The organism is candidate division KSB1 bacterium (assembly GCA_034521575.1).
Classification (GTDB): Bacteria; Zhuqueibacterota; Zhuqueibacteria; order Residuimicrobiales; family Krinioviventaceae; genus JAXHMJ01.
Map to the genome: position 1 here is coordinate 437,716 of JAXHMJ010000002.1, position 22,358 is coordinate 460,073.

General features: G+C 45.1%; 28 protein-coding genes. 27 read left to right on the forward strand and 1 reads right to left on the reverse strand.

The genetic code is table 11. From position 1 onward, the window contains the following. The first annotated feature begins 18 nt into the window (after positions 1-18). The 26 genes from U5R06_04725 (at position 19) to U5R06_04850 (ending at position 20,485) form a co-directional block, all read left to right on the forward strand. Positions 19-1,044 (forward strand): PorV/PorQ family protein, encoded by a 1,026-nt coding sequence (locus U5R06_04725; protein ID MDZ7722135.1) that lies wholly within the window; start codon positions 19-21, stop codon positions 1,042-1,044. Positions 1,045-1,198: 154 nt separating this feature from the next. After that, positions 1,199-2,077, forward strand: coding sequence for a YicC/YloC family endoribonuclease (locus U5R06_04730; protein MDZ7722136.1), 879 nt, complete (start codon positions 1,199-1,201; stop codon positions 2,075-2,077). Between the two features lie 15 nt (positions 2,078-2,092). Continuing rightward, entirely contained in the window at positions 2,093-2,662 is a 570-nt protein-coding gene (gene gmk, locus U5R06_04735; GenBank protein ID MDZ7722137.1) for a guanylate kinase, read from the forward strand. A 24-nt stretch (positions 2,663-2,686) separates the two neighbouring features. Continuing rightward, entirely contained in the window at positions 2,687-2,971 is a 285-nt protein-coding gene (locus tag U5R06_04740) for a DNA-directed RNA polymerase subunit omega (GenBank protein MDZ7722138.1), read from the forward strand. Positions 2,972-2,976: 5 nt separating this feature from the next. Then, on the forward strand, positions 2,977-3,363 hold the full coding sequence (locus U5R06_04745; GenBank protein MDZ7722139.1) for a flavoprotein: 387 nt from the start codon (positions 2,977-2,979) through the stop codon (positions 3,361-3,363). Beyond that, positions 3,356-4,165: a bifunctional phosphopantothenoylcysteine decarboxylase/phosphopantothenate--cysteine ligase CoaBC gene (gene coaBC / locus U5R06_04750; GenBank protein MDZ7722140.1), complete on the forward strand. Its 810-nt coding sequence runs from the start codon at positions 3,356-3,358 to the stop codon at positions 4,163-4,165. Before U5R06_04745 ends, coaBC begins: the two co-directional genes overlap by 8 nt. Before the next feature lie 18 nt (positions 4,166-4,183). Further along, complete coding sequence (locus U5R06_04755; protein ID MDZ7722141.1) at positions 4,184-4,876, forward strand: uracil-DNA glycosylase; 693 nt, start codon at positions 4,184-4,186, stop codon at positions 4,874-4,876. Positions 4,877-4,881: 5 nt separating this feature from the next. Then, positions 4,882-6,282, forward strand: coding sequence for a replicative DNA helicase (dnaB, locus tag U5R06_04760; GenBank protein MDZ7722142.1), 1,401 nt, complete (start codon positions 4,882-4,884; stop codon positions 6,280-6,282). 14 nt (positions 6,283-6,296) lie between these two features. Beyond that, a complete protein-coding gene (locus tag U5R06_04765) occupies positions 6,297-7,835 on the forward strand; it encodes a RelA/SpoT family protein (GenBank protein MDZ7722143.1) in 1,539 nt (512 codons plus the stop codon). Then, the gene (locus tag U5R06_04770; protein MDZ7722144.1) at positions 7,795-8,463 is read left to right on the forward strand and encodes an ACT domain-containing protein; all 669 of its coding nucleotides are present in this window, start codon (positions 7,795-7,797) and stop codon (positions 8,461-8,463) included. The genes U5R06_04765 and U5R06_04770 overlap by 41 nt, the downstream gene beginning before the upstream one ends. A 41-nt stretch (positions 8,464-8,504) precedes the next feature. Further along, positions 8,505-8,840 (forward strand): HU family DNA-binding protein, encoded by a 336-nt coding sequence (locus tag U5R06_04775; protein ID MDZ7722145.1) that lies wholly within the window; start codon positions 8,505-8,507, stop codon positions 8,838-8,840. 12 nt (positions 8,841-8,852) lie between these two features. Then, entirely contained in the window at positions 8,853-9,290 is a 438-nt protein-coding gene (ruvX, locus tag U5R06_04780) for a Holliday junction resolvase RuvX (GenBank protein MDZ7722146.1), read from the forward strand. Positions 9,291-9,329: 39 nt separating this feature from the next. Next, entirely contained in the window at positions 9,330-10,793 is a 1,464-nt protein-coding gene (gene lnt / locus U5R06_04785; protein ID MDZ7722147.1) for an apolipoprotein N-acyltransferase, read from the forward strand. 44 nt (positions 10,794-10,837) lie between these two features. Continuing rightward, positions 10,838-11,857: a hypothetical protein gene (locus U5R06_04790; protein ID MDZ7722148.1), complete on the forward strand. Its 1,020-nt coding sequence runs from the start codon at positions 10,838-10,840 to the stop codon at positions 11,855-11,857. A gap of 50 nt (positions 11,858-11,907) precedes the next feature. Next, a complete protein-coding gene (locus U5R06_04795; protein MDZ7722149.1) occupies positions 11,908-12,501 on the forward strand; it encodes a hypothetical protein in 594 nt (197 codons plus the stop codon). Between the two features lie 14 nt (positions 12,502-12,515). Beyond that, positions 12,516-13,277: an outer membrane protein assembly factor BamD gene (gene bamD / locus U5R06_04800; GenBank protein MDZ7722150.1), complete on the forward strand. Its 762-nt coding sequence runs from the start codon at positions 12,516-12,518 to the stop codon at positions 13,275-13,277. A gap of 14 nt (positions 13,278-13,291) precedes the next feature. Next, a complete protein-coding gene (nadD, locus tag U5R06_04805) occupies positions 13,292-13,867 on the forward strand; it encodes a nicotinate-nucleotide adenylyltransferase (protein MDZ7722151.1) in 576 nt (191 codons plus the stop codon). Between the two features lie 15 nt (positions 13,868-13,882). Continuing rightward, positions 13,883-14,830 carry a ribose-phosphate diphosphokinase gene (locus tag U5R06_04810; protein MDZ7722152.1) on the forward strand — a complete coding sequence of 316 codons (948 nt, stop codon included), beginning with the start codon at positions 13,883-13,885 and terminating at the stop codon, positions 14,828-14,830. Positions 14,831-14,840: 10 nt separating this feature from the next. Then, on the forward strand, positions 14,841-15,317 hold the full coding sequence (locus U5R06_04815) for a hypothetical protein (GenBank protein MDZ7722153.1): 477 nt from the start codon (positions 14,841-14,843) through the stop codon (positions 15,315-15,317). Beyond that, a complete protein-coding gene (locus tag U5R06_04820) occupies positions 15,295-15,726 on the forward strand; it encodes a hypothetical protein (protein MDZ7722154.1) in 432 nt (143 codons plus the stop codon). Before U5R06_04815 ends, U5R06_04820 begins: the two co-directional genes overlap by 23 nt. Then, a complete protein-coding gene (locus tag U5R06_04825; GenBank protein MDZ7722155.1) occupies positions 15,695-15,919 on the forward strand; it encodes a hypothetical protein in 225 nt (74 codons plus the stop codon). The genes U5R06_04820 and U5R06_04825 overlap by 32 nt, the downstream gene beginning before the upstream one ends. 6 nt (positions 15,920-15,925) lie before the next feature. Next, positions 15,926-16,969 carry an AI-2E family transporter gene (locus tag U5R06_04830; GenBank protein ID MDZ7722156.1) on the forward strand — a complete coding sequence of 348 codons (1,044 nt, stop codon included), beginning with the start codon at positions 15,926-15,928 and terminating at the stop codon, positions 16,967-16,969. A gap of 128 nt (positions 16,970-17,097) precedes the next feature. Continuing rightward, entirely contained in the window at positions 17,098-18,267 is a 1,170-nt protein-coding gene (locus U5R06_04835) for a DNA polymerase IV (GenBank protein MDZ7722157.1), read from the forward strand. Positions 18,268-18,372: 105 nt separating this feature from the next. Continuing rightward, the gene (locus U5R06_04840; GenBank protein MDZ7722158.1) at positions 18,373-18,978 is read left to right on the forward strand and encodes a hypothetical protein; all 606 of its coding nucleotides are present in this window, start codon (positions 18,373-18,375) and stop codon (positions 18,976-18,978) included. A 269-nt stretch (positions 18,979-19,247) separates the two neighbouring features. After that, positions 19,248-19,442 carry a DUF2281 domain-containing protein gene (locus U5R06_04845; protein ID MDZ7722159.1) on the forward strand — a complete coding sequence of 65 codons (195 nt, stop codon included), beginning with the start codon at positions 19,248-19,250 and terminating at the stop codon, positions 19,440-19,442. 596 nt (positions 19,443-20,038) lie between these two features. Then, complete coding sequence (locus tag U5R06_04850) at positions 20,039-20,485, forward strand: hypothetical protein (GenBank protein MDZ7722160.1); 447 nt, start codon at positions 20,039-20,041, stop codon at positions 20,483-20,485. Positions 20,486-20,707: 222 nt separating this feature from the next. Here U5R06_04850 and U5R06_04855 read toward each other — a convergent pair whose 3' ends face one another. After that, positions 20,708-21,466 carry a hypothetical protein gene (locus U5R06_04855; GenBank protein MDZ7722161.1) on the reverse strand — a complete coding sequence of 253 codons (759 nt, stop codon included), beginning with the start codon at positions 21,464-21,466 and terminating at the stop codon, positions 20,708-20,710. A 295-nt stretch (positions 21,467-21,761) separates the two neighbouring features. Here U5R06_04855 and U5R06_04860 point away from each other — a divergent pair, with 295 nt between their 5' ends. Then, positions 21,762-21,908: a hypothetical protein gene (locus U5R06_04860; GenBank protein MDZ7722162.1), complete on the forward strand. Its 147-nt coding sequence runs from the start codon at positions 21,762-21,764 to the stop codon at positions 21,906-21,908. Positions 21,909-22,358 lie beyond the last annotated feature (450 nt).

Sequence of the window (22,358 nt, forward strand, 5' to 3'; positions counted from 1 at the left end):
TAATATGAGGAATACAATGTGAAAAGAATAATATTCTTGACCATTTTTGTGCTGGCCCTGTTGGCTTCCGGTTCTTTCGGAGCCGAGATTGCAAAATATGCCGGCGAGTTTATGTCCACCGGTGTGGGAGCCAGAGCCCTGGGAATGGGAGGCGCTTATGTCGCTGGTGGACAAGATGTCACGTCCGGATACTGGAATCCTGCCGGACTGGCCTACATTGATGTGCTTGAACTTTCCGCGATGCACTCTGAGCGTTTTGCCGGTGTGGTGAATTATGATTATCTGGGCGCCGCCATGCCGTTTCGATCCTCCGAAAGTTTCGCCGTTTCCGCAATACGTTTGGGTGTGGATGATATCCCCATTACTGCTCTGCCCAGACCGGATATCGGAACGGATTCTACTTTTGTGGATGAAAACGGCGAGCTTCAGGTGAACCGTCCGTATGTCAAGAAAAGCGTCAATGACGCTGAATATGCATTTTATTTCAGTTATGCCAATCAAAAATCAGCGGCGTTTTCCTATGGTATCAATGCTAAAATGATATACAAAGGTACCGGCGTTAACAGCGCCTGGGGCATCGGTTTTGATGTGGGCATGATCTGGAATCCCTGGAATACGCTGCGTTTTGGCGTTAATGTCCAGGATGTCACCACGACCATTCTGGCCTGGGATACGGGCACCAAAGAACTGATTTCACCAACTTTGAAAGCCGGCGTTGCTTATCCGCTGAATTTACCTCTTGCCAATATGCGGTTGCTGCTGGCCGCTGATGTGGATATGCGATTTGAAAATAGACAGTACGCCTCTCAGTATCATATGGAACCGGTCAGTTTTGATTTTCGTCTCGGGGGTGAACTGCAGGTTTATAATGTGGTTGCGGTTCGCCTGGGACGCGATGATCTCGGTTTTATGACAGCGGGCGCCGGATTGCGGTTTTCACGGCTTGATGTCGATTATTCTTTCATGAATCATCAATATCTGGATACCACCCACAGAATCTCCCTGCGACTGCGCCTCGAAGATGATTTGTTTTTTCGTCACTAAAAATCCTTGCAAACCCGTGTTTCAGGCTTCAAGTGTGCGCGCTTGAAGCCTTTTTTTCGTATTTTTTGCCCTAAATATCAAAAATTCAGTTGACTATGAATACAAAAATTCTTATAATGTAAACTATTCTAAAATAATATATTATGGTGAAGATATGATAACCAGCATGACCGGCTATGGACAAAGTGTGGTAATGGAAAACCGTATCGAGGTCAACACTGAAGTTCGATCCGTGAACAACCGTTACCTCGATATTTCACTGAAAACTCCAAAATCTTTGTCAAATTATGAAGGCGAGATCCGGGAGCTGGTGGGTAAATATGCAGCCCGCGGAAGAGTCAATCTATGGGTGACGGTAAAGCGAGAAGAAGAGAAATATGAAAATCTTGATGTGAATCATGCTCTGGTAACCGCTTATCTACGGCTGGGCCGGGAACTTTCCGATCAATATGGCGTGGATAATAATCTGGACGTAAAGCGATTGTTTGAACTCCCGGATGTGATTATATTTGAAACAGAAGATCAAGCCGATCAGGCTGTTTGGAATTGTGCAAAGAAATCAATCAAAGAGGCTCTGATACAGATGAAGACGATGCGCGACCGGGAAGGCAAAGAGATCGAAGCTGATTTCAGGGCTCGAATTAAACGTCTTAAATCTGTGGTCAACGATGTGGAGAGCATTGCGCTTAATGGTCCTAAAATTGAACTGGAGAAACTGCGGGAGCGTGTGCGCGGGCTTGTTTCGAAAAAACAGTTGAATGAACCGCGCCTTGAGACCGAGTTGGCGATTATTGCGGATAAAATAGATATCTCTGAAGAATGTACTCGTTTTTCCAGTCACAATACTGTGTTTCTCGAACTCCTGGACAAACCCGTTTCGCAAGGCAGAAAGCTGAACTTTTTGTTACAGGAGATGAATCGAGAGGCGAATACGATGGCAGCCAAAGCATTCACAAGTGATATTCTTGCACGCGGTTGTAGAGCCAAAGAAGAAATCGAAAAGATCAGGGAACAGGTCCAGAATATAGAGTAACCTCTAGAATTATCTATGGAGAATACGAGACAAGGTTTATTGGTGGTATTGTCTTCGCCATCCGGTGGGGGCAAAACCACGGTTATTAAAAAAATCCTGGACATGCGACCGGATGATTATGTGTACTCTGTTTCCATGACAACCCGTCCGAAACGCCCGGCCGAAACGGACGGCGTGGATTATTTTTTTGTCTCCCGGGACGAGTTTGAGCGCCAAATTCAGAACGGTGGACTGCTCGAATACGAAACTGTGCACGGCTATTATTACGGCACGCCGCGAGCTCCGCTGAATTCATGGATCGAGAAAGGGCATGTGGTTCTGCTGGATATTGATGTGTACGGCGCAAAGCGTGTCAAGGAGCAATTTCAAGAATCTCTGCTGATTTTTATAAAGCCCCCGGATGAAAGAGTGCTGATTGAACGTTTAAAAAATCGCTCAACAGAAAGTGAGAAACAGATTGAAAAACGTCTTGAACGGTTTCCTGAAGAGATGGAACAGGCAAACTATTTTGATTATGTGATTCTGAACGACGATTTGTCAAAAACAATAGAGTACGTTACAAACATTATTGAAGCACAACGATAACCGTTTTTTATGGAGGTTGTATAAATGGCTGAAACATTAGCACTGGAAAAAATTGAACAAAACACTGAAAATTTATACGAAGCGATTGTCATTATTGCCCGTCGCGCCAGACAGATCAATGAGATGCAGCGTCAGCTCATTGAGCGTGAATTGGAGCAGAATGAGGAAGAGGGATTAACTGATGAAATGGTGGAAGGCGATATGATTGAACATCAGTTTCTGAAATTACCCAAACCGACAACAGTCGCTCTGAACGAAATGCTGGACGGCAAGTTGACATTCGAATATCTGGATAAAGATGAAAAGTAAGGACGATGCTTGCTGATAAGCACATACTTGTCGGTGTGACGGGCGGGATTGCCGCGTACAAGAGCGCAGAGCTGGTACGGAAATTGGTCAAGCAGTCCGCCGGGGTTCGGGTGATGATGACGGCAGAAGCGGAGCGATTTGTCTCGCCGCTCACATTTGCAACACTGACCGGATACCCCGTGCGGAGTGACGTATGGTCGGACTCGGACGCGTCTTTTACACCGCATATTGACTGGGCGCGCTGGGCGGATATGATCTGTGTGGCTCCGGCGACCGCGAATACGGTTGCAAAACTTGCAAACGGTCTGAGCGATGATATGATCAGCACGACCGTTCTGGCTGCCAGGGTTCCGGTGCTTTCGTGTCCGTCTGATGAATACCGCCATGTATAAAAGTCCGGCCTATGTTCAGAATGAAAAGCGCGTTGTTTCTTTCGGTTATAAAATTGTGACACCGGACGAAGGGATGCTCGCTTGCGGTGAGTATGGCCAGGGACGGTTTCCGGATGTGACCTTGATTTTGCGGGCCATTGAACGGGAACTGGACAAAGCAAATGATATGCAGGGAAAACGCGTGATGGTGACCGCCGGCCCGACACGAGAAGCGATAGATGCTGTGCGCTATGTATCCAACCGGTCCTCCGGTAAGATGGGCTATGCCTTGGCGCAGAATGCGGTTGAACGCGGAGCGGATGCGATATTGGTGAGCGGTCCTGTCAATCAGAGTCCGGTACCCGGCGCTGAACTGATCAATACCGAAACTGCGGAAGATATGGCGCGCGCTGTTCAGGATAATCTGGATCGCACTGATATTTTTATTATGGCGGCTGCTGTTGCTGATTATAGTCCGACGGTATCCGCATCTCATAAACTCAAAAAGAAAAATGAAAATTTGAGTATTGATTTTGCGCCCACTGCTGATATTCTGCAGACCGCCGCAGAAAAAAAGGGACAGCGCATTCACGTTGGCTTTGCTTTGGAAACTCATAACGCTGATGCGAATGCCCGAGACAAGCTTGAAAAGAAAAACTGCGATCTGGTGGTTTTAAATCGTCTTGGCGACAAGGGCGCTGCATTTGATGTGGATACCAACAAAGTCACCTTGTTCTTCAAGGACGGGAATGAGGAAAATTTGCCGCTTATGAGTAAAAAAATGGTTGCCGAAGAAATATTAAACCGCATTATAAAGTTATAAATTATAAGAAAATAGTCCATGTTGTCGAGGATATCCGAGTTTATCAAGCAGCAAATTGACCTATACGGTGATGAATTTGCATTGTCATCGGAACAGGTAAAGTCGATTTCCGATGATCCGGATCCTAAAGAAGACGTTTTAGTGCAGGAAGCAAATTCTCTGCAGGAATTGTATGACGGAATACACACATGTACGGAATGTCCGTTGGGTACAAAGCGGACCCGATTTGTTTTTGGTGAGGGTAATCCCGACGCAGATATCATGCTGATTGGAGAAGCTCCGGGCGCTGATGAAGACCGGACCGGACATGTATTTGCGGGAGAGGCGGGAGAGCTGTTGAACAAGATTCTGGCAGCCATTGACCTGAGCCGTGAGGAGGTGTTTATCGGCAATATTCTGAAATGTCGTCCTCCCCTGAACCGGGATCCACTGCCGGAAGAAATTGATACGTGTTTGCCCTATTTGTATCAACAGATTGAGCTCATTAATCCGGCGTTTATATTATGTCTCGGACGTGTGGCCGCTCATACTCTGCTGCAGACGAATGAGGCTTTGTCGAAATTGCGCCTACGAGAGCACAACGTGGGCAGCCGCCGGTGTATGGTCACCTATCATCCGGCAGCGCTCTTGAGAAATACTGAGCTCAAATGTCCCACATGGGAGGATGTAAAACTGTTGAAACAAAGATATGAAGAGTGGAAAGTTAGTTGAACAGCATGCAGAAAAAGGCGCCAAATAAAGAAAAGCATGTATTGACCGATATGCCGCCCCAGGCTGTTGATACGGAAGTGGCGGTTCTCGGTTCCATGCTTATGCACAAAGAAGCCGCCAATACGGCGGTGGAACTGTTGAGCGCCAATTCGTTTTACAGGGATGCGCATCGAAAAATATTTCAGGCGGCCCTGGCGCTCTATGAACACAATGAACCCATTGACGTCATTACCGTATCTGATGAACTTGAAAAACGCGCGCAGCTGAATGCGGTTGGCGGATTGGGGTATTTATCCGAATTGGTCAAACGCACCGTATCGGCTGCCAATATAGAATATTATTGCAAAATTGTGCGCGACAAGGCGTTGCTTCGAAATCTGATTACTGTTTCGACGGAAATTCAGCAGGATTGTTTTGAAGCCTCACAGGAGGCTGCCGATATTATTGATCTGGCGGAACAAAAGATATTTTCGATTTCAGAACAGCATGCGCGTCGTGATTATTCTCATATTTCACCGGTTTTGACGGAAACCCTTGAAAAAATCCAGAAATTTGGTCAGAACAAAGAAGGATTGACAGGGGTCTCCACCGGTTTTCACCGACTGGATGAAATGCTGTCCGGGCTGCAGCCCTCTGATTTGGTGGTGCTGGCAGCGCGACCGTCAATGGGCAAAACGGCCCTGGCGATCAATATCGGCCGGAACGCAGCCATGAAAGGCACGCCGGTGGCCATGTTCAGCCTGGAAATGGCAAACTATCAACTGGTGATGCGTATGCTCTGTTCAGAAGCCCGTGTTGATTCGCATCGAGCCCGAATCGGGCGATTAAAAGATGAAGAGTGGGCTCGTTTGAGCAAATACGCCGGTGTCTTGGCGGAAATGCCGTTTTATATTGATGATACGCCGGGTATTTCGGTTCTGGAACTGCGATCCAAGGCGCGGCGGCTAAAAGTTGAACATAATGTGGGTTTGATTATCGTTGATTACCTGCAGCTGTTGCGCTTGTCAACACGAGCCGAAAGTCGTCAAATTGAAATTGCCATGATTTCTCAGTCTTTGAAAAATCTGGCCAAAGAGCTGGATACACCGGTGCTTTCGCTTTCCCAGCTGTCGCGTGCGGTAGAGTCACGAGGCGGCGACGGAAAACCGATGCTGTCTGATTTGCGCGAGTCCGGAGCCATTGAACAGGATGCTGATGTGGTTATGTTTATCAACCGACCGGCTGCTTACGGTCGGGAGGTGGAACCCGAACTGCAGAATGTCGCTGAGGTGATCATTGCCAAACAGCGTAATGGCCCAGTCGGTGAAGTAGAACTTGTCTTCCTGAGCGAATTTATCCAGTTTGCCAATAAAGAAGAATACCGGGATGTCCCGGAAACGCAAACCCTATCACAGGAACCGTTTTAATAATGATTACGGGAGTGAATATCGCAAATGTAACAATCAAAAATTCACCCTATGCTTCTGTTGTAGAGGGTTTGATGCGGCGCATCAAGCGTTACAACGAAAATGCAAATATGGAGCAGTTGTCCGAGGCATTTGATTTCAGCTATGGAGCTCATTCCGATCAGACCCGTCAAAGCGGGCACCCCTATTTCGAGCATCCGCTGGAGGTTGTCAAGATACTGGTTGAGCATCATATGGACTATCAGACGATTATCGGCGGTTTGCTGCATGATGTGGTAGAAGACACCAAAATCGATATTGATCAGGTTGAGAAAAAGTTTGACAGTCAGATCGCGCTTTTGGTGGATGGGGTAACCAAAATATCCGGCCTTAAATTGCCGGAATTTGAAACCCGGCAAAATGAAAATTTCCGCAAGATGCTGCTTTCCATGGTCAAGGATATCCGTGTGATTATGATAAAGTTCGCAGACCGTCTGCACAATATGCGGACGCTGGGCGTACTGGAAGAGGATAAACGCAAAAGAATAGCCCGTGAGACACGTGAATTGTATGCGCCGCTGGCGCATCGACTCGGCCTGGCCCGCATCAAAAGCGAATTGGAAGATCTGGCTTTGAAATATCTGCATCCGGAGTTTTATGATGATATTTCACGGCGCATTAATGAAACCAAAAAAGAGCGGGAAGAAGAGCTTCGCAACGTCACCCGGGTTTTGCGCAAGGATATTGTTGCCGCGAAAATCCACGCCCGTTTTGAAGGCCGGGCCAAACATTTTTACAGCATATATAACAAAATTATCAACCGCGGCGTCCCGTTTGAAAATATACATGATTTACTGGCTGTAAGAATTATTGTTAATAGAATTGATGAATGTTACCATGCACTGGGTATCGTGCATTCAATGTTCACGCCCATTCATGAACGGTTCAAGGATTACATTTCAACTCCCAAATCAAACGGGTATCAATCCATTCACACAATTGTGGTCGGACCCATGGGCAAGAAATACGAAGTACAGATTCGGACTGAAGACATGCATCGCACGGCCGAAGAGGGCATCGCCGCACACTGGCACTACAAGGAAGGCCGTTTTGAGGAAGATGATCTGGATAAAAATCTTGTATGGCTGCGGCAGATCCTGGATACGGATGAAGATGATCCTGACGCCTCCTTTTTTATGGAAAATTTAAAGATTAACCTGTTCCAGGATGAAGTGTTTGTCTTTACTCCCAAAGGTGATCTTCACCGTCTGCCGGTGAATTCCACTCCCGTTGATTTTGCGTTTTATGTGCATACGGAGGTCGGGATGCACTGTATGGCGGCCAAAGTCAATGGGAAAATTGTACCGCTCAGCAAAAAACTCAACAACGGCGATTCGGTTGAAGTGCTGACATCATCAAACAAATTTCCGAATAAAGACTGGCTGCAGTTTACCGTAACCAGTAAAGCACGCAGCAAAATTCGCAAGTATATTCGGGATCTTGAGTTCAAGAACAGTGTTTCTGGGCGAAGAAATGCTCGCCAAACGTCTGAACAAAGCCGGGAAACGCATTAAAGATCTGGATTTTAATGAATTGCTGGAACGGTACGCATTTAAGGACAAACGACAGTTTTTTGCATCCATAGGACGAGGTGATACGCGAGTCGAGACGGTGATACGGCATTTGTTTCCAGAGGAACAGACCAAAAAGGAAAAACAGTCGTTACTGCCCAAGATTATCGAACGCGCGAGGCGCTCAAGCCATGGTGTCCGGGTTGCCGGTCTGGATAACATTATGATTAATTTCGCCAAATGCTGCAAACCGATTCCGGGCGAACCGATTACCGGTATTGTGACCAAGGGACGCGGTATTGTTATTCATTCGAATCCGTGCAAAAATTTGGTGAATTTAATGCAAACTCCGGAACGGATTGTTGAGGTTAAATGGGATGTCGACTCGGGCGATCGGTTTCCCGTTGGCCTGCATGTTTTATCCGAGCGCAGAAAGAATTTTTTATCGGAACTGTCTGAAAGCATCAATTCAGCTGATTCGAATCTGATCGATGTACGTATGACGTCGGCTAATTCACTGTTTACATGCGATGTCATGATTGAGGTGTATGACATGAACCATCTGAATAAGGTAATTCATCGCGTAAAAAGATTGGAGGGTGTCATTACAGTTGAGAGGTTGTATAATTAAATCGGGGAAATTTTGAAACGCGACAAAAAGAGGAGCGAATAATGGAAGATCTGAATGAAAAAACAACCATTACCAAAAAGGATGTTTCAAAACGGACGGCGAAAATTGTGGGAGAAAAGATATATTTGACGGAAAAAGTGGTTGATGGTGTATTTCAGGCATTGCGGGAATTTATGTCCGAAGCTGATCCTGAAGTCCGCATTGAGATTCGTGATTTCGGTGTGTTTGAAGTCAAAAAAACCAAAGCCAAACCCAAAGCGAGAAATCCGAAAACAGGCGAAATTATTTATGTGCCGGCGCGGCGCAAAACCCATTTCAAGGCGGGAAAATTGTTAAAAGAAGTCTTGAAAACTCCTCTTGATGAACTTGAAAAATAAGCCAGTATAGTCGTGACCCGTGATGTGAGTTTTGAACCCAAAGGTCGTATTCTGGCGATTGACTTTGGCAGCAAACGCGTCGGCCTGGCCGTGAGTGATCTTTCGCAATTTCTGGCTACGCCGTTCATGACCATTGAGAATAAAGGCTATAATGCCCTGGTTTGCAGGATTGTCGATATTGTGAACCGAAAAGATATCAAGGGAATTATTGTAGGCAATCCTCTGAATATGGATGGCACGGTAAGTGAAATGGCAAAACGCGCCGCCAGATTGGCAAAGAAGCTGAGCATAGCTACCCCCGTCCCTGTTTTCATGTGGGATGAGCGGCTGACCACTCAATCCGCGCATGATATGCTCATTCAAACCGGTCAATCGCCTTCCAAACAACGGAACCGGATCGACCAGATCGCTGCGGCTTATTTACTGCAGTCTTTTCTGGATCAACATTAATTCAGGAATCAGAAACCAGACCTTTTGGCGCTTGTCGTGATGAATAAAAAAATTGTATGGTCTATATTATCGGGGATTTTGCTGGCCCTGTCCTTTCCGCCATTCAAAACCGGTTTCCTCGCCTATGGGGCGTTGATCCCGTTGTTTTGGCTGCTGCAGTATTCGTCATTGAAACAGGCGGCTGTTTGGGGATACATGACCGGCCTGGTCTTTTATGCCGCCACCGTATTCTGGATCGCTGTCATTACCCTGCCGGGATGCATCGGAACACTGCTTGTTGTGCCGTTGTATCTGGCGCTTTACAGCGTCCTGCACACGCTGATCATCAAACGGCTGGGCAGCCATGGTTATCTGTTTTTACCTTTTCTATGGATAGCAGTCGAGTATCTGCAGTCTCTGAGTGAATTCTCTTTCCCGTGGAACCATCTGGGTTATACTCAGACTTTTTATTTGCCCCTCATCCAGCACGCTTCATTGACATCAGTCTATGGTGTGAGCTTTTGGATTTTTTTGTTCAATGTTCTGTTATTTTTTCTTTATCAATGCCGGCAAACGAAAACCCTGCGTGTGCGCATTGGCGTTGTTCTGGTTTTATGGTTTGTTCTTCCACTTGTTCATGGACTTTTGATCACCCGCAATTCATCTCATCCTTTGTTGAAGGTTGCCATGATTCAGGGCAATATTGATCCGATAAAAAAATGGGAGGGAGATATTTATGAAAATAATTTTAGACGTTATGGTCAACTGTCCCGGCAAGCCCTTCAGCAGAATAATGTCGATTTGCTGATTTGGCCGGAAACCGCTTTGCCGTTTTACCTGCGCTTGAACCGCACCTACAGGAATCGCCTTGAAAATTTTGTTGATTCTGTCCGCGTTCCGGTTTTGACCGGCACGCTTGATTATGACTATGATTCACAGGGACAGTCGCGGCACTACAAGAGCGCGCACCTCTATGCACCTGATACTTCCGCGCAGCGTTATGACAAAATCAAGCTCGTGCCGTTTTCTGAACGGGTGCCGTATCCCGATTCATTCCCCTTTCAATATGTGAAACCCGTCATGTACCAATACGGAACCGGTAACTATTCTGTCGGAGATTCTATTTATGTATTCGAGTGGAAAGAGTCCCGGGATACTTTGGCGAATACAGACAAGCGGATCAAAACCGGAGTGGCAATTTGCTATGAATCGGTCTATCCCGAACATGTCAGAGCCTACGTAAAGCAGGGCGCTCAGTTTATCACGGTCATCACAAATGATGCCTGGTTCGGTAAGAGCAGCGGTCCTTATCAGCATGCACAGATTGCAGTAATGCGCGCGATTGAGAACCGGCGAGCCGTAGCCCGATGTGCCAATACCGGCATCTCTTGTTTTATTGACCCTTACGGCAGAGTGCGCCAATCGACTGACTTGTTTACCACGGCCGTGGTTACCGGAAATATCGAACTTTGCGAATCATTGACGTTTTTCACACGCTATGGTTTATTATTACCCGAATTTTAGTTGCGGTCTCTATATGGGATTGATGGTTGTAGGATTTAAACGTTTTGGTTAGGTGTTTATTTACATTTTTGCTTTTTCTGTTTGCAATGATGGCTATTGTACCTGTCAATGCGGTTGAATTTGACCATTATTTCCAAAATACGCTTTTGGCCCGCTCGTTCGGTATGGCCGGGGCAGTGTCTGCTCTCGATCATTGGCCGGGTACGCTGCTGTTCAACGCTGCTGCTTCTCCTTTTATGGAGAAAGGAGAATATCCTGAATTTAAAGCAATGCTAAATCCGGTGACCAGCCTGGAGTCTCTTTACAAGCTCGGTACAAAAAAATACCGGGGTTTTGGAGATTTGGCAGGACAAGCCGGACTTGTGTTCCCGTTTGTATCCTTGAACCAGGAGATTTATCAGATATCACTGATGCTGACTCAGCCCTTGCCGGACAATCCGCATGCAAGCGGCAGGGCGCTGGGTGATGCCGATGCATTGCTGGATTGGCATTATCATTTGATCACCGCACGCCTCAAACTGGATTCCAGGGTATCTATCGGAAGCAGCGGTTATATGTTTGTGACGCGAAATCCCGGTGATGAAAGACACCAAACAGCGCTGGGCACCAGTTACAGTGTCATGATCCGTCCGACAGAATCATACCAGGCCGGAATTTCTTATTATAATATCCATGAAAAAGCAGACTCTTTATTGTTCAGCTATCACCGGGTCATTGATAATACTCTCAATGTCGGCGTCTCTTTTTCTCCGTTTGATCCGCTCACCATCACCTGTGATATCCGCAATGTTGATGAAGAAGAAAATACCAAAGCCCGCGAATTGCATACCGGATTGGAATTATCTCCCAATAAATTTTTTTCAGTGCGGGGTGGATATTATTTCAACAACAGCAAGTCCGATCATGTGTTTACAGCCGGTATCGGCTATATGGACAGACGTCCGTTTAAACAGCAAAAGTCGTTTTCGGTTCGGGAAAATTTAATGTTTCAGTACGGTGTTCAGGCTATCTACGACAACGGTTTGAATTTATTGCACTATGCAACGTTATTAATACAATTATAGGAACTAATAATCCGCGCTCATAGTAGAATGTAAAGAACTGATGAAAGCATTTGAATTCTCGAAAAATTCTTATTTTATCATTATTTGGTTTTCAGGCCTTTGGGCAGTCTAAACCGCCCACCAACCTGGAACTGTATGCATTGCTCTACGAGAGTATATTTGCGTCTTTTGTAACCGACATGCCTGATTCGTCAAGCCGTGTTTCTCTAATTGCCCTTGATGCGGCAAATCAGGAAAACTGGATTGCCGAAGAGCAGTGGATAAAAAATTTTCAAGCTAAAGGCGCGAGCGTTTACACTGCAGATTCCGCGGCAATCAAAAATGCTGTATCACTCTATTATCGGCCTGTTGTGCAAAAGGTTGAATATACCCGAGCCGGAAACACTATCAATCGGACGGTTAGGGTTGAGTGTTATTTAAAATGTACAGATCCGGATAACCGGGTTTTATTTTCGCGTTCAATCCGGGAATCCACGAGTGACCGGATTAAAAATAAACAACTACCCCTGATAGAAAATCCATTGATCGCTTCCACGCGTGCAAAGAAACCTGTTTCACGCTGGCAGCGTCTGGTCGAACCTCTGATCATATCGATTGTTTCAGGTTCTATAATAACAATTTTTTATTCATATCGAAGCAAATAAAAAGGTTTGTTACAATGAAAATACGCAAAGTTGGCATCATTTTGATAATCTTCATGATTGGGCTGTTTTCCTGTTCAAAATATAATATCAAAGACGGAACACCGCTGGACAAGCGCATGGAAATTGCCATGAAAATGTTTGAAAATGGTGATTATTTTGAAGCCAAAACCCAGTTCCGTATTATTACATTGAGTCATAGCGGCAACCAAAATGCAGACAAGGCTCAGTTCTACCTCGCCGAGTGTCATTATAATATGAAAGAATATATATTGGCGGCCAACGAGTATGAACGTTTGACCAAAGTTTTCCCCGCATCGGAATATGTGGATGATGCCAAGTTTAAACTGGGGATGAGCTATTATCAATTGTCGCCTCATTACGGTCTGGATCAGACTTATACAGAAAAGTCTATTGAGCATTTTCAGGAGTTTCTGGAAGATTATCATACCAGTGATCTTGTAGAAAAGGTGGAACGTAATTTGTTAGACGCCAGAAGCAAACTGGCGCATAAGGTTTATTCCTCAGGGCGGATATACCGTAAAATGGGACGCTATCGCGCCGCCAATATCTATTTTAATAAAGTGCTGGAAGAGTATTACGATTCGAAATGGGCGCCGCGGGCATTGTACTGGATCGGGGAATGCAACCGGCGCATGCACAAACCCAAACAGGCGATAGAGGCCTTTGCCGAATTCAAGCAAAAATACAGCCATCATGAGTGGATTGGGCGCACCAATGATGCACTCAGAGAATTGCGGAAAGAACTGGAAAACTAATAGTCGGAGGCAACTTGAGAATCGGCGTCTATGGCGGAACGTTTGATCCCATTCATACCGCTCATTTAATCATTGCTGAACATACCCGGGAACAACTGGACCTGGATCTTGTTTTGTTCATCCCCTCTTATATCCCACCTCATAAAACAGAAGCCCCATTATGTGACGCTTTGAACCGTCTGGAAATGGTAAAGACAGCTGTAAAAGATCATCCTCATTTCCAGACTATTGATTTTGAAATTAAAAGACAAAAAACGTCATATACGGTTCATACACTTGAACATATACGTGATACATTTCGTCTCGAACAGCATGAACTTTATCTATTAATGGGAGCGGATAATTATATTCATTTTGATAAATGGAAATCCCCGCAAACCATTTATAAAATGTGCCGTTTAACCGTGGCGGGAAGACCGAATGCAGAGGTGCAGGTTTCGCACGAGTTCACAGATGTCTTGTGGGTGAATGCCCCCCTGCTGGAGATATCCGCTTCTGATATTCGGGATCGCCTGGCAACTGGTAAGAGCATCCGATATATTGTTCCGCATCCGGTTGAGCAATACATAAAGCATTATAATCTGTATTAAAACTGAGAGAGGCAGATGCTTAGGGATCTTAAGCTTTTTTACGGCAACAGCAACCCGCAGCTGGCAAAAGAGATTTGCGCGCATTTAAATGTCAAGCGCGGAGATATGAAAATCCGTAAATTCAGCAATGATAACATCAAGGTGAAAATTGAAGAAAACATCCGCAATGATGATGTTTTTATCATTCAGACCGCGGCGCTTCCGACCAATGAGCATCTAATTGAGCTATTGGTGATTATCGATGCTTTAAAGTATGCCTCGGCAGGCCGTATTACTGCCGTTCTGCCGAATTATTTTTATGCGCGTTCAGACAAGAAAGATGAACCGCGTATTTCCATCACGGCCCGATTAATTGCTACCCTGCTGGAAGCTGCCGGCGCCGACCGGATTTTGACCATGAAACTGCATTCTCCGCAGATTATGGGATTTCCCCGTATTCCCATTGACCAACTATTGGCCACACCGATTCTCCTGGACCATTATGCAAAAAAGGATCTGTCCCATGCCGTGGTGGCCGCTCCCGATGTCAACAGTGCAAAAAGCTCACGCATGATAGCCCGGCGCCTAAATCTGCCGATGGTGGTTCTTGATAAGGAGCGTTTGGGAGACCGGGAAAAAGTGGCCATGCGCAATATCATCGGTGATGTGGATGGCAAAGATGTATTGATTATTGATGATGAGGTACTATCCGGCGGTTCTTTATACGAAGCCGCGATGATTCTGAGGAAAAACGGCGCCCGCAAGATCTGGGCCGGCTGCACCCATGGATTTTTTACAAAAGAAGCGCTGAGCTTGCTGGAATCTTCGCCGCTTGAAGAGCTGGTCACCACCAATACACTGCCGCAGGACAAGAACAGTCGGCATGAAAAATTGCACGTACTCTCTGTGGGAAAAATGTTCGCGGATGGCATAACCGCCATTCATAACGGTGAATCCGTGGGAGAGTTGTTTAAAGACAAATAAGGATAGGGTTGTGGAGCAGGTTGAACTTTTTGTGCCGGGACGGCTATGTCTGTTCGGAGAACATTTGCATCGGGCGGGCGGCTATCGACGTATTGATTCATCGATTAGTCGTGGATTTTGTATCCTCGTGGGCACCAATCAGGGTATTTACGCGCGTGCCCGGAAAGATGGAAAACTGGTCATAAAAAGCACCCTTCCGGATGGAATGAGCGTGGGGCCGCATGAAATTCCCATGCATAACAATGAGCTGCTTCAGGTGGCGGAGGAAGGCGGATTTTACAGTTATTCCGCCGGTGTGGCTTATTATACCTGCTGTCATTATAAAGTGCAGGGACTGAAAATTGACAACTATAAAATGGATTTGCCGATCCGAAAAGGATTGTCTTCTTCTGCCGCCAATAATGTTCTTGTTGCGCGGGCATACAACCAGCTGTATGATATCGAGCTTAACCTGAAGGGGAGAGATGGAGCTGGCCTATCAGGGTGAGATCATCACCCCGCCTTGCTGCGGCCGTATGGATCAGGCCTGTGCTTACGGCAAGGTTCCGGTTTTCATCACATTGGACGGCGATCGTATTGAGATTCAGGAACTGCGACCCAAATATGATTATTATATGGTGGTTGCGGATTTGATGGCCGGAAAGAATACTCAGAAAATTCTGGCGGATCTGAACAGCGCGTTTCCGGGAACAAAAGGCAAAATCGCTCAAGATGTTCGCTACTATCTGGGGCCGGTCAATAAAGAGATCGTCGACAAGGCAAAGAAAATTATGGAAAACGATCATCCGGAAAAGCTGGGTTTACTGATGACCGAAGCGCAACATCTGTTTGATCAGTTTGTCAGTGCAGCGTGTCCGGAAAGAATTGACATCTCCCCGGCTGCACAAGGTCCTTAAACAACCCGATATTAAATCACGGGTCTATGGCGGCAAAGGCGTAGGCTCGCAGGGAGATGGCTGCGTTCAGTTTCTGGCAAAGGGAATGAAAGAACAGCAGCAGTTGTTGGAACTATTAAAGAGTCAGGGATTGGATTCCTATCCGCTGACCATTCCCCGGGCGGACCATGTAAGTGATGCAAAACATGAATAGAACCGAATGATGACTCTAAAAAAACCATATCTTGGCAATACGCTGATACAGATGGCTGCGTTTATTGTGGTCGTGGCCGGATTGCAGGCTGCCGGCACGTTAATCGTACGCTTTTTGCTGGCTATTTTCATCTCGTTGATTTTTGGGCCCATCTTTTTTGGATTGCGGCGAAAAAAAGTTCCGACTGTATTAGCGATTTTTATCGTTTTGATCATCATCCTCGCTTTTTTCATTCTTGTCGGGACGCTTGTCGGGACGTCTCTGGCCAGTTTTACCAACGACTGGCCGTCTTATCAGAAAAACTTGATGAAACTGATTAATGATCTGATAAACTGGCTGAATGACCAGGGGCTGAATATCCCTGCCGGCACAGTCCGTGATATGCTGAATCCCGGCATCATACTGGGCATGATTGGCAATATTTTTACAAGTCTGACCAGTATGTTCAGTGACACACTGCTGATTCTCATTACGATTATATTTTTATTACTGGAAGCATCCAGTCTGCCGGCCAAAATTTCCAAGATCTGGGGGCAGAACTCTAAAGCAAATGAAGACATTGAGGACTTTAATAAAAATATTCAGCGCTATATGCTGTTAAAATCCCTGGTGAGTCTGGCAACAGGGATTATTGTTACTCTATCGCTTTTGCTCATCGGTGTGGATTACCCGCTGCTGTGGGGATTGATCGCGTTTTTATTCAATTATGTTCCTACTATCGGATCGATCCTGGCCTCTTTTCCGCCGGTTATTCTGGCGCTGGTTCAGCTGGGCTGGCTGCATGCTCTGATTACGGCTCTTATTTATCTGGCCATCAATACGGTGATCGGTAATTTTATTGATCCGCGTCTGCTGGGAAAAGGCCTGGGGCTTTCTCCTTTGATAGTTTTCATTTCAGTTATTTTCTGGGGCTGGGTTCTGGGACCCATTGGATTCCTGCTTTCCGTTCCTTTGACCATGTTTGTCAAATTGTTTCTGGAAAGCCGGGAAGATACCCGCTGGATCGCTGTGCTGCTCGGCAATCTCGGCGGCAAAAAAAAATCTGTCTGAATAAAAAATTGTTTGCATCCAGCGTCGCTTTTTGTATATTAAGGTGTACATAATAACACTATTATACAATGTATCCATGGATGAGAGCCGCGGCAGCGGTGTTTCAGCGATTCGGCAGCGAGGCGGTTATGAAACGAGCAGTCATTCATATCAAGGTCAGTGATTTTCCTGTAGCGGTAGAGTGTGTTTTGACGCCGAGTCTGACCGGCCGGCCGGTGGTGGTCGGGCTTGAGGCGGCCCAGCGCTCTCTGGCGGTATCGGTATCGGAAGAAGCCCGGCGGCAGGGTATATATCGTGGCATGCCGCTGGAACAGGCGCGTCGGCAGTGCCGGGATTTGATCGTACTGCCGCCCCGTGAAGAGCTGTATCAGCGCGCCACAATCGCGTTCTGGGAGGTACTGCAGCCGTTCACGCCGGTGATCGAGCCGCTGCGTTACGGACATGCCTATCTTGATATGACCGGTTCCGGACGTCTGGCCGGGTACGGTGTGGATGCTGCGGCCCGACTGCAGCGCGAGGTGCGCGATCGTCTGCGCCTGCAGGCGGCGGCCGGGGTGGCGGTCAATAAGCTGGTGAGCAAGGTGGCGTCCGAGGTGGTGATCCGGGAAACGAAAACGCGACTGTGCGATGTGCCGGACGGCACGGAAGCGCGCTTTCTGGCGCCCCTGATTGTGAGTTATTTGCCGGACATCGGCAAGAAAACGCGTCAGGAGCTTTTGGACCTGAATCTGCGCCTGATTTGCGATGTGGCCGCCATTCAGGCGGAGCAGCTGCAGATGGTATTCGGACGCCGGGGACTGCTGCTGCATCAGCGGGCGCACGGCATTGATCCCAGGCCGGTGCAGCCGCCCAAACGGGCGTTGCGCGTGGTGGAACCTCTGATTCTGGAAACCGATTGCAATCACCGCGGCGTGCTGCTGTCGCATTTGCACGCCATGCTGGCGCGCGCCGTGCAGCGGCTGCGCCGCATGCGGCGTCTGACCGGCTGTCTGGTGATCGAGGTGCAGTATTCCGATTACAAAACCAACCGCGCCCGGCAGCGTTTTCGGGCCATGGACACCGAACCGGAACTGGCGCCGGCGCTGCGCGATCTGTTTCCGCGCGCCGTCACCCGGCGCGTGCGCGTGCGCAAGATGACTCTGACGCTGGAACACCTGAGCAAACCGCCGCAGCAGCTGTCCCTGTTCGAACCGCCCGGCGACCCGCGTATTCGCAGCATCAGTACGGCTGTGGACCGCATCCGCGACCGGTTCGGCGATGACGTCATCCGGTTTGGATACGGCGAGCGGGCGGCGTGAGGTGGAAGGATATAAAAATGCTTTTAGGCAGAAAGCGAGAAAGATAGAATGGTCTCAGATATTCTAAAGACTCTTGAACTACTTGTGGCGGTGTTAAGGGAGGGCTTGTCTAAGAAGAGGGAGTCAATCTCCAAGCAATTAGTCGCTCTTTTTAAAATGATAAAAAAAATTGTAACCAAGGCTTATAAAATTCGGGCATCTTTGGAAGTTGAAAAGTACTCACTTCCAAATCGATCAAGTATAGCAAAAGGATTAACTGGGCTTCTGATATACGGTTCAAATTTATTTTTCAATCCTTGCTATGCTGAGGACAATGCTCAGTCAAATAAGAATATGCCCCCAAAAGACAAAAAGAGCTATATGAGTCAATTGTGGGGTATGATGAGAGAGGGTACACGTATAAAATTCTCACACGGACATAATGGGAAAGATCATGATATTAAGATAGAGAAAAGCCCTGAAGGCGGACATATCGAAGTATCAGATAACAAAGAAGGTATAAGTTATTCTGATGAGGGTCCCAATGGAAGAAAAGATCGTTATGAACTGGTAACCTTCAAATATAGAATAAATGACGGATGGTTAATATATAATACATGTCATATGGACGAATTACCCAAGGGTAAAGAAGACTCTGTTCCGGCATTAATCGATAGCGCAGCAAAATGGGGAATCAAACATCTTCAAGATCAAGAACAAAAAGATAAATAATATAACAGTGGCAATGCAATGACTTGATATATGGGTAGTATAATGTATCAAAGGATGTCTTTTATTAAGGAACCAAAAAGTACAGTATTCATTCTAGCAATACTATCTATACTTATTATTATGCAAACGATTGCGTGTGCAGCACCTCCCATAAGCACTGATAGCTTTATTATGAAGGACTCGTCCATTACTGAAAGAATTATTTTATAAAATATTGCAATATCAGATATCAAATTACATGCGGGATTTTTAATAAAATGGAGAGTGTTATGGAAGCCTATAAATATATAGTGAAGAAAAAAGGGGAAATTACTATGCCTGATATTCCGGATATTAAATCATCCAAAGCTAAAGCAATTATACTACAGATAAAGGATGATGATTTTTCTGAAATCGTGAATGTATCAGAATCCTCAATAGATTTTTGGGACAATCAAGAAGATGAGGTATGGAATGAATTATAAACAGCGGCTTATCGTACTTGTTCCAATACCGTTTTCTGATTTAACAACAAATAAGAAACGTCCGGTTATAATCATATAAAATGATAAATACAATATTGAGACTTTACTTTCGGCTGTTTCATAACATGATTTCGATACTGCTTAGCAACCATCATGACAAGTTGTGAACAAGCAAATGCAGCCGATTTTAACCGCCGATTCTTTCAGGCGAAATTCGGGAAAGTCTCATGTTTTGGTTTTCGAAATTTAGTCCGATGCGGTTAAAACGGCTGATTTAAGCATTATTCATGTTTTATCAAGCATTTTAATATTTTATTAAAAGTATGCTGTTTTTGAGTTTTATAACAGATAAATATTTTATTGAGCAAAAAATGATTTATTATTGATGATATCATAGTATTTTCTTAAATTATTAAGAAAAGTATTTCTATTTTTATCAGAATAGTGGAGTTTGATATATGAAAATGGATCGAACAAAAGTAAGATTATTTAAAAATGATATTCCCATGAATGATGAGTATGTAAATTTGCCTTTAAAAGAACGACTCTCTTTGTTTGGGATCTAACAGAAGAAGTTTTTGCTTTATCAGGAGAATATGATGTTAAATCAAGATTACAAAGAAATGTTATCAATATTATTAGAAAATAAAGTCGAGTTTGTATTAGTTGGTGCATACGCAATGGCTGCTCATGGATATCCTCGTGCAACGGCAGATTTAGATATTTTTATTAAACCGAGTTCTGATAATGCCCCAAAAGTTTTTAAAGCATTAGCTGAGTTTGGTGCACCAATGGATAGCAATATATTAAATGATTTTGCAAAGAAAGGTACAATTTTTCAGATTGGTGTTATCCCTCGTCGTATTGATGTAATTAATGATATTGATGGTGTCTCATTTGAAGTTGCTTATAAAGATAGAAAAATTGTTGAAATCGAAGGTTTGCAAATTCCAATAATTTCTAAGATAAATTTGTTGTTAAATAAAAAATCAACGGGAAGACAGAAAGACCTCCTTGATGCAAAGCGTCTTGAGAATTCATAACACTAATTGATTAATTTTGGAAATCTTATTAACCCAAATTTACCACTGCAGTCCGCTAAGCAACTGTTAATCAAAATTTTGTAAATTCGCATGGGGTACTATGGATTTTAGTTGTTGTATTGTTTAGCCTTTAATGGAAAAGGAGTTAGACCTAAAGCTTGATAAATATGTCTATGAAACAATTCCGGTTGCGTCGACTTTCGTATATGAATTCGTTTAGCTTCACGTGTCGTCATCGAAGTGGTGATGCGCACGTGTGTTGATAAAAACTGCCTGACGCGCCACCACTGGATATGAATATCGTTCTTTGCCAATTTTGTCTGAATCATATTTAATAAATGATAGGCTAACGCCTATAAAAAGATGAGCATCTGAACGCTCTTTTTTGTGAGGGCGAACAGGCCTCAGTCCCAACTCTGATTTCAGCGAACGAAAGGCATCTTCCAGATTGGTCAAATCATAAAGGATGATCTTTTCTTCCAAATGGAACAGGTCTTTTTCTTTTCGCGCCAGATGATTTTCCAACGGCTCTTTTTGTTCCAAAAGCGCATCAGAAATTCTGTAAAGGGCATTATGTGACAGCCGGTTAAAATCGGTTCCGATAAGCTCATCTGTGGCGCTCAAATGTCGGGCCCATGCGGCAGTTTGTCGTTCACTGGCTGGATGCACCAGACGACCAACCACAGACAGGTACGCCAGATGCACCTGCTGATCGGTGAAATTCAGTTTTTTCAGATATTGATGCAAACCAAGTTCTCGAAAAATAGCGATGCCGATATACTCGGCGCCAAGGGTACGGCATTTAGAGTTCTCGATAGAGTTCAGATCAACAGTTTCATAGCAAGGCTCTTGCTCATTCTCAGGAGCCGAAGAGTCGGACTCATCGCCTGCGTGAACAAGTCTGTTTTTAATGATAAGCTGAGCATAATGATCAGCCAGCGCCTCAATAGCTTCCTCGATGGGATAAAGGCTCTGCTGCACGCTCAGCTTGGCTTCAATTGTGTCAGACAGTGCTTTCCATTGTTCTTTAGGAATTGTTAGCTTGCCAAGATTGAGAACAGTGCGATGTCGTGGTCCCTTTTCAGAGCGATAAGACTCGACAAGCCTGTGTGAATAGAATTCCTTCTCATAATGCTTGTTGCGCTTTTTTATTATCTAAAGAATTTTTAAGGATTACTAATCCTGATAGATTAAAATAACAAAAAAAATATCGTTTAACATCTAAAAAGCATATATATTGCGTATATAGATAATTAAATATACGGAGAAAACTACAATGAAAACTATTTCACTCAAAATTGATGATGCAATATTTGAAGATACAGAAAATATTGTATCAGATTTAAAAAAACCAAGAAACAGATATATCAATGAAGCTCTTGACCATTCTACAAATTATATAAATATTAGAAGAAAAACTTGAAAAAGAATCTTCATTGATTAAAGATGAATCACTGACTGTCCTAAAAGAGTTTGAGGATATTGATTGTGAATAAAGATATGCAGCAATATAAAAATAATTTTTGACATAGATTTCTGAATGAGATAAAGAGGAGCATAACGAAATTTTGCACACGGATCGAACCACGCACTATTTTGTCTAATTTTGATGGTTAGTGGAATCTCTTGTTCTCTTTGAAATAGCGGTTTTTGGTTCGACCGGTGAGAATCGTGTTGGTGGTGACGCGGCCATGTTGTCCAGCCGCATTCGTAGTGACGAGCCGACCAAGCGTCCAGGCAGCGCAATGATGGATTTCTGAGATCGCTGGGGAGCAGAAGCTATAGAGACCGGAATCGTAGATGGCGTCGAGGCACTGTGAAAGCAACTAAAGAGCAAGTCGTGGGGTCGTCGGTGTGCCGCTAACCGCTTAAC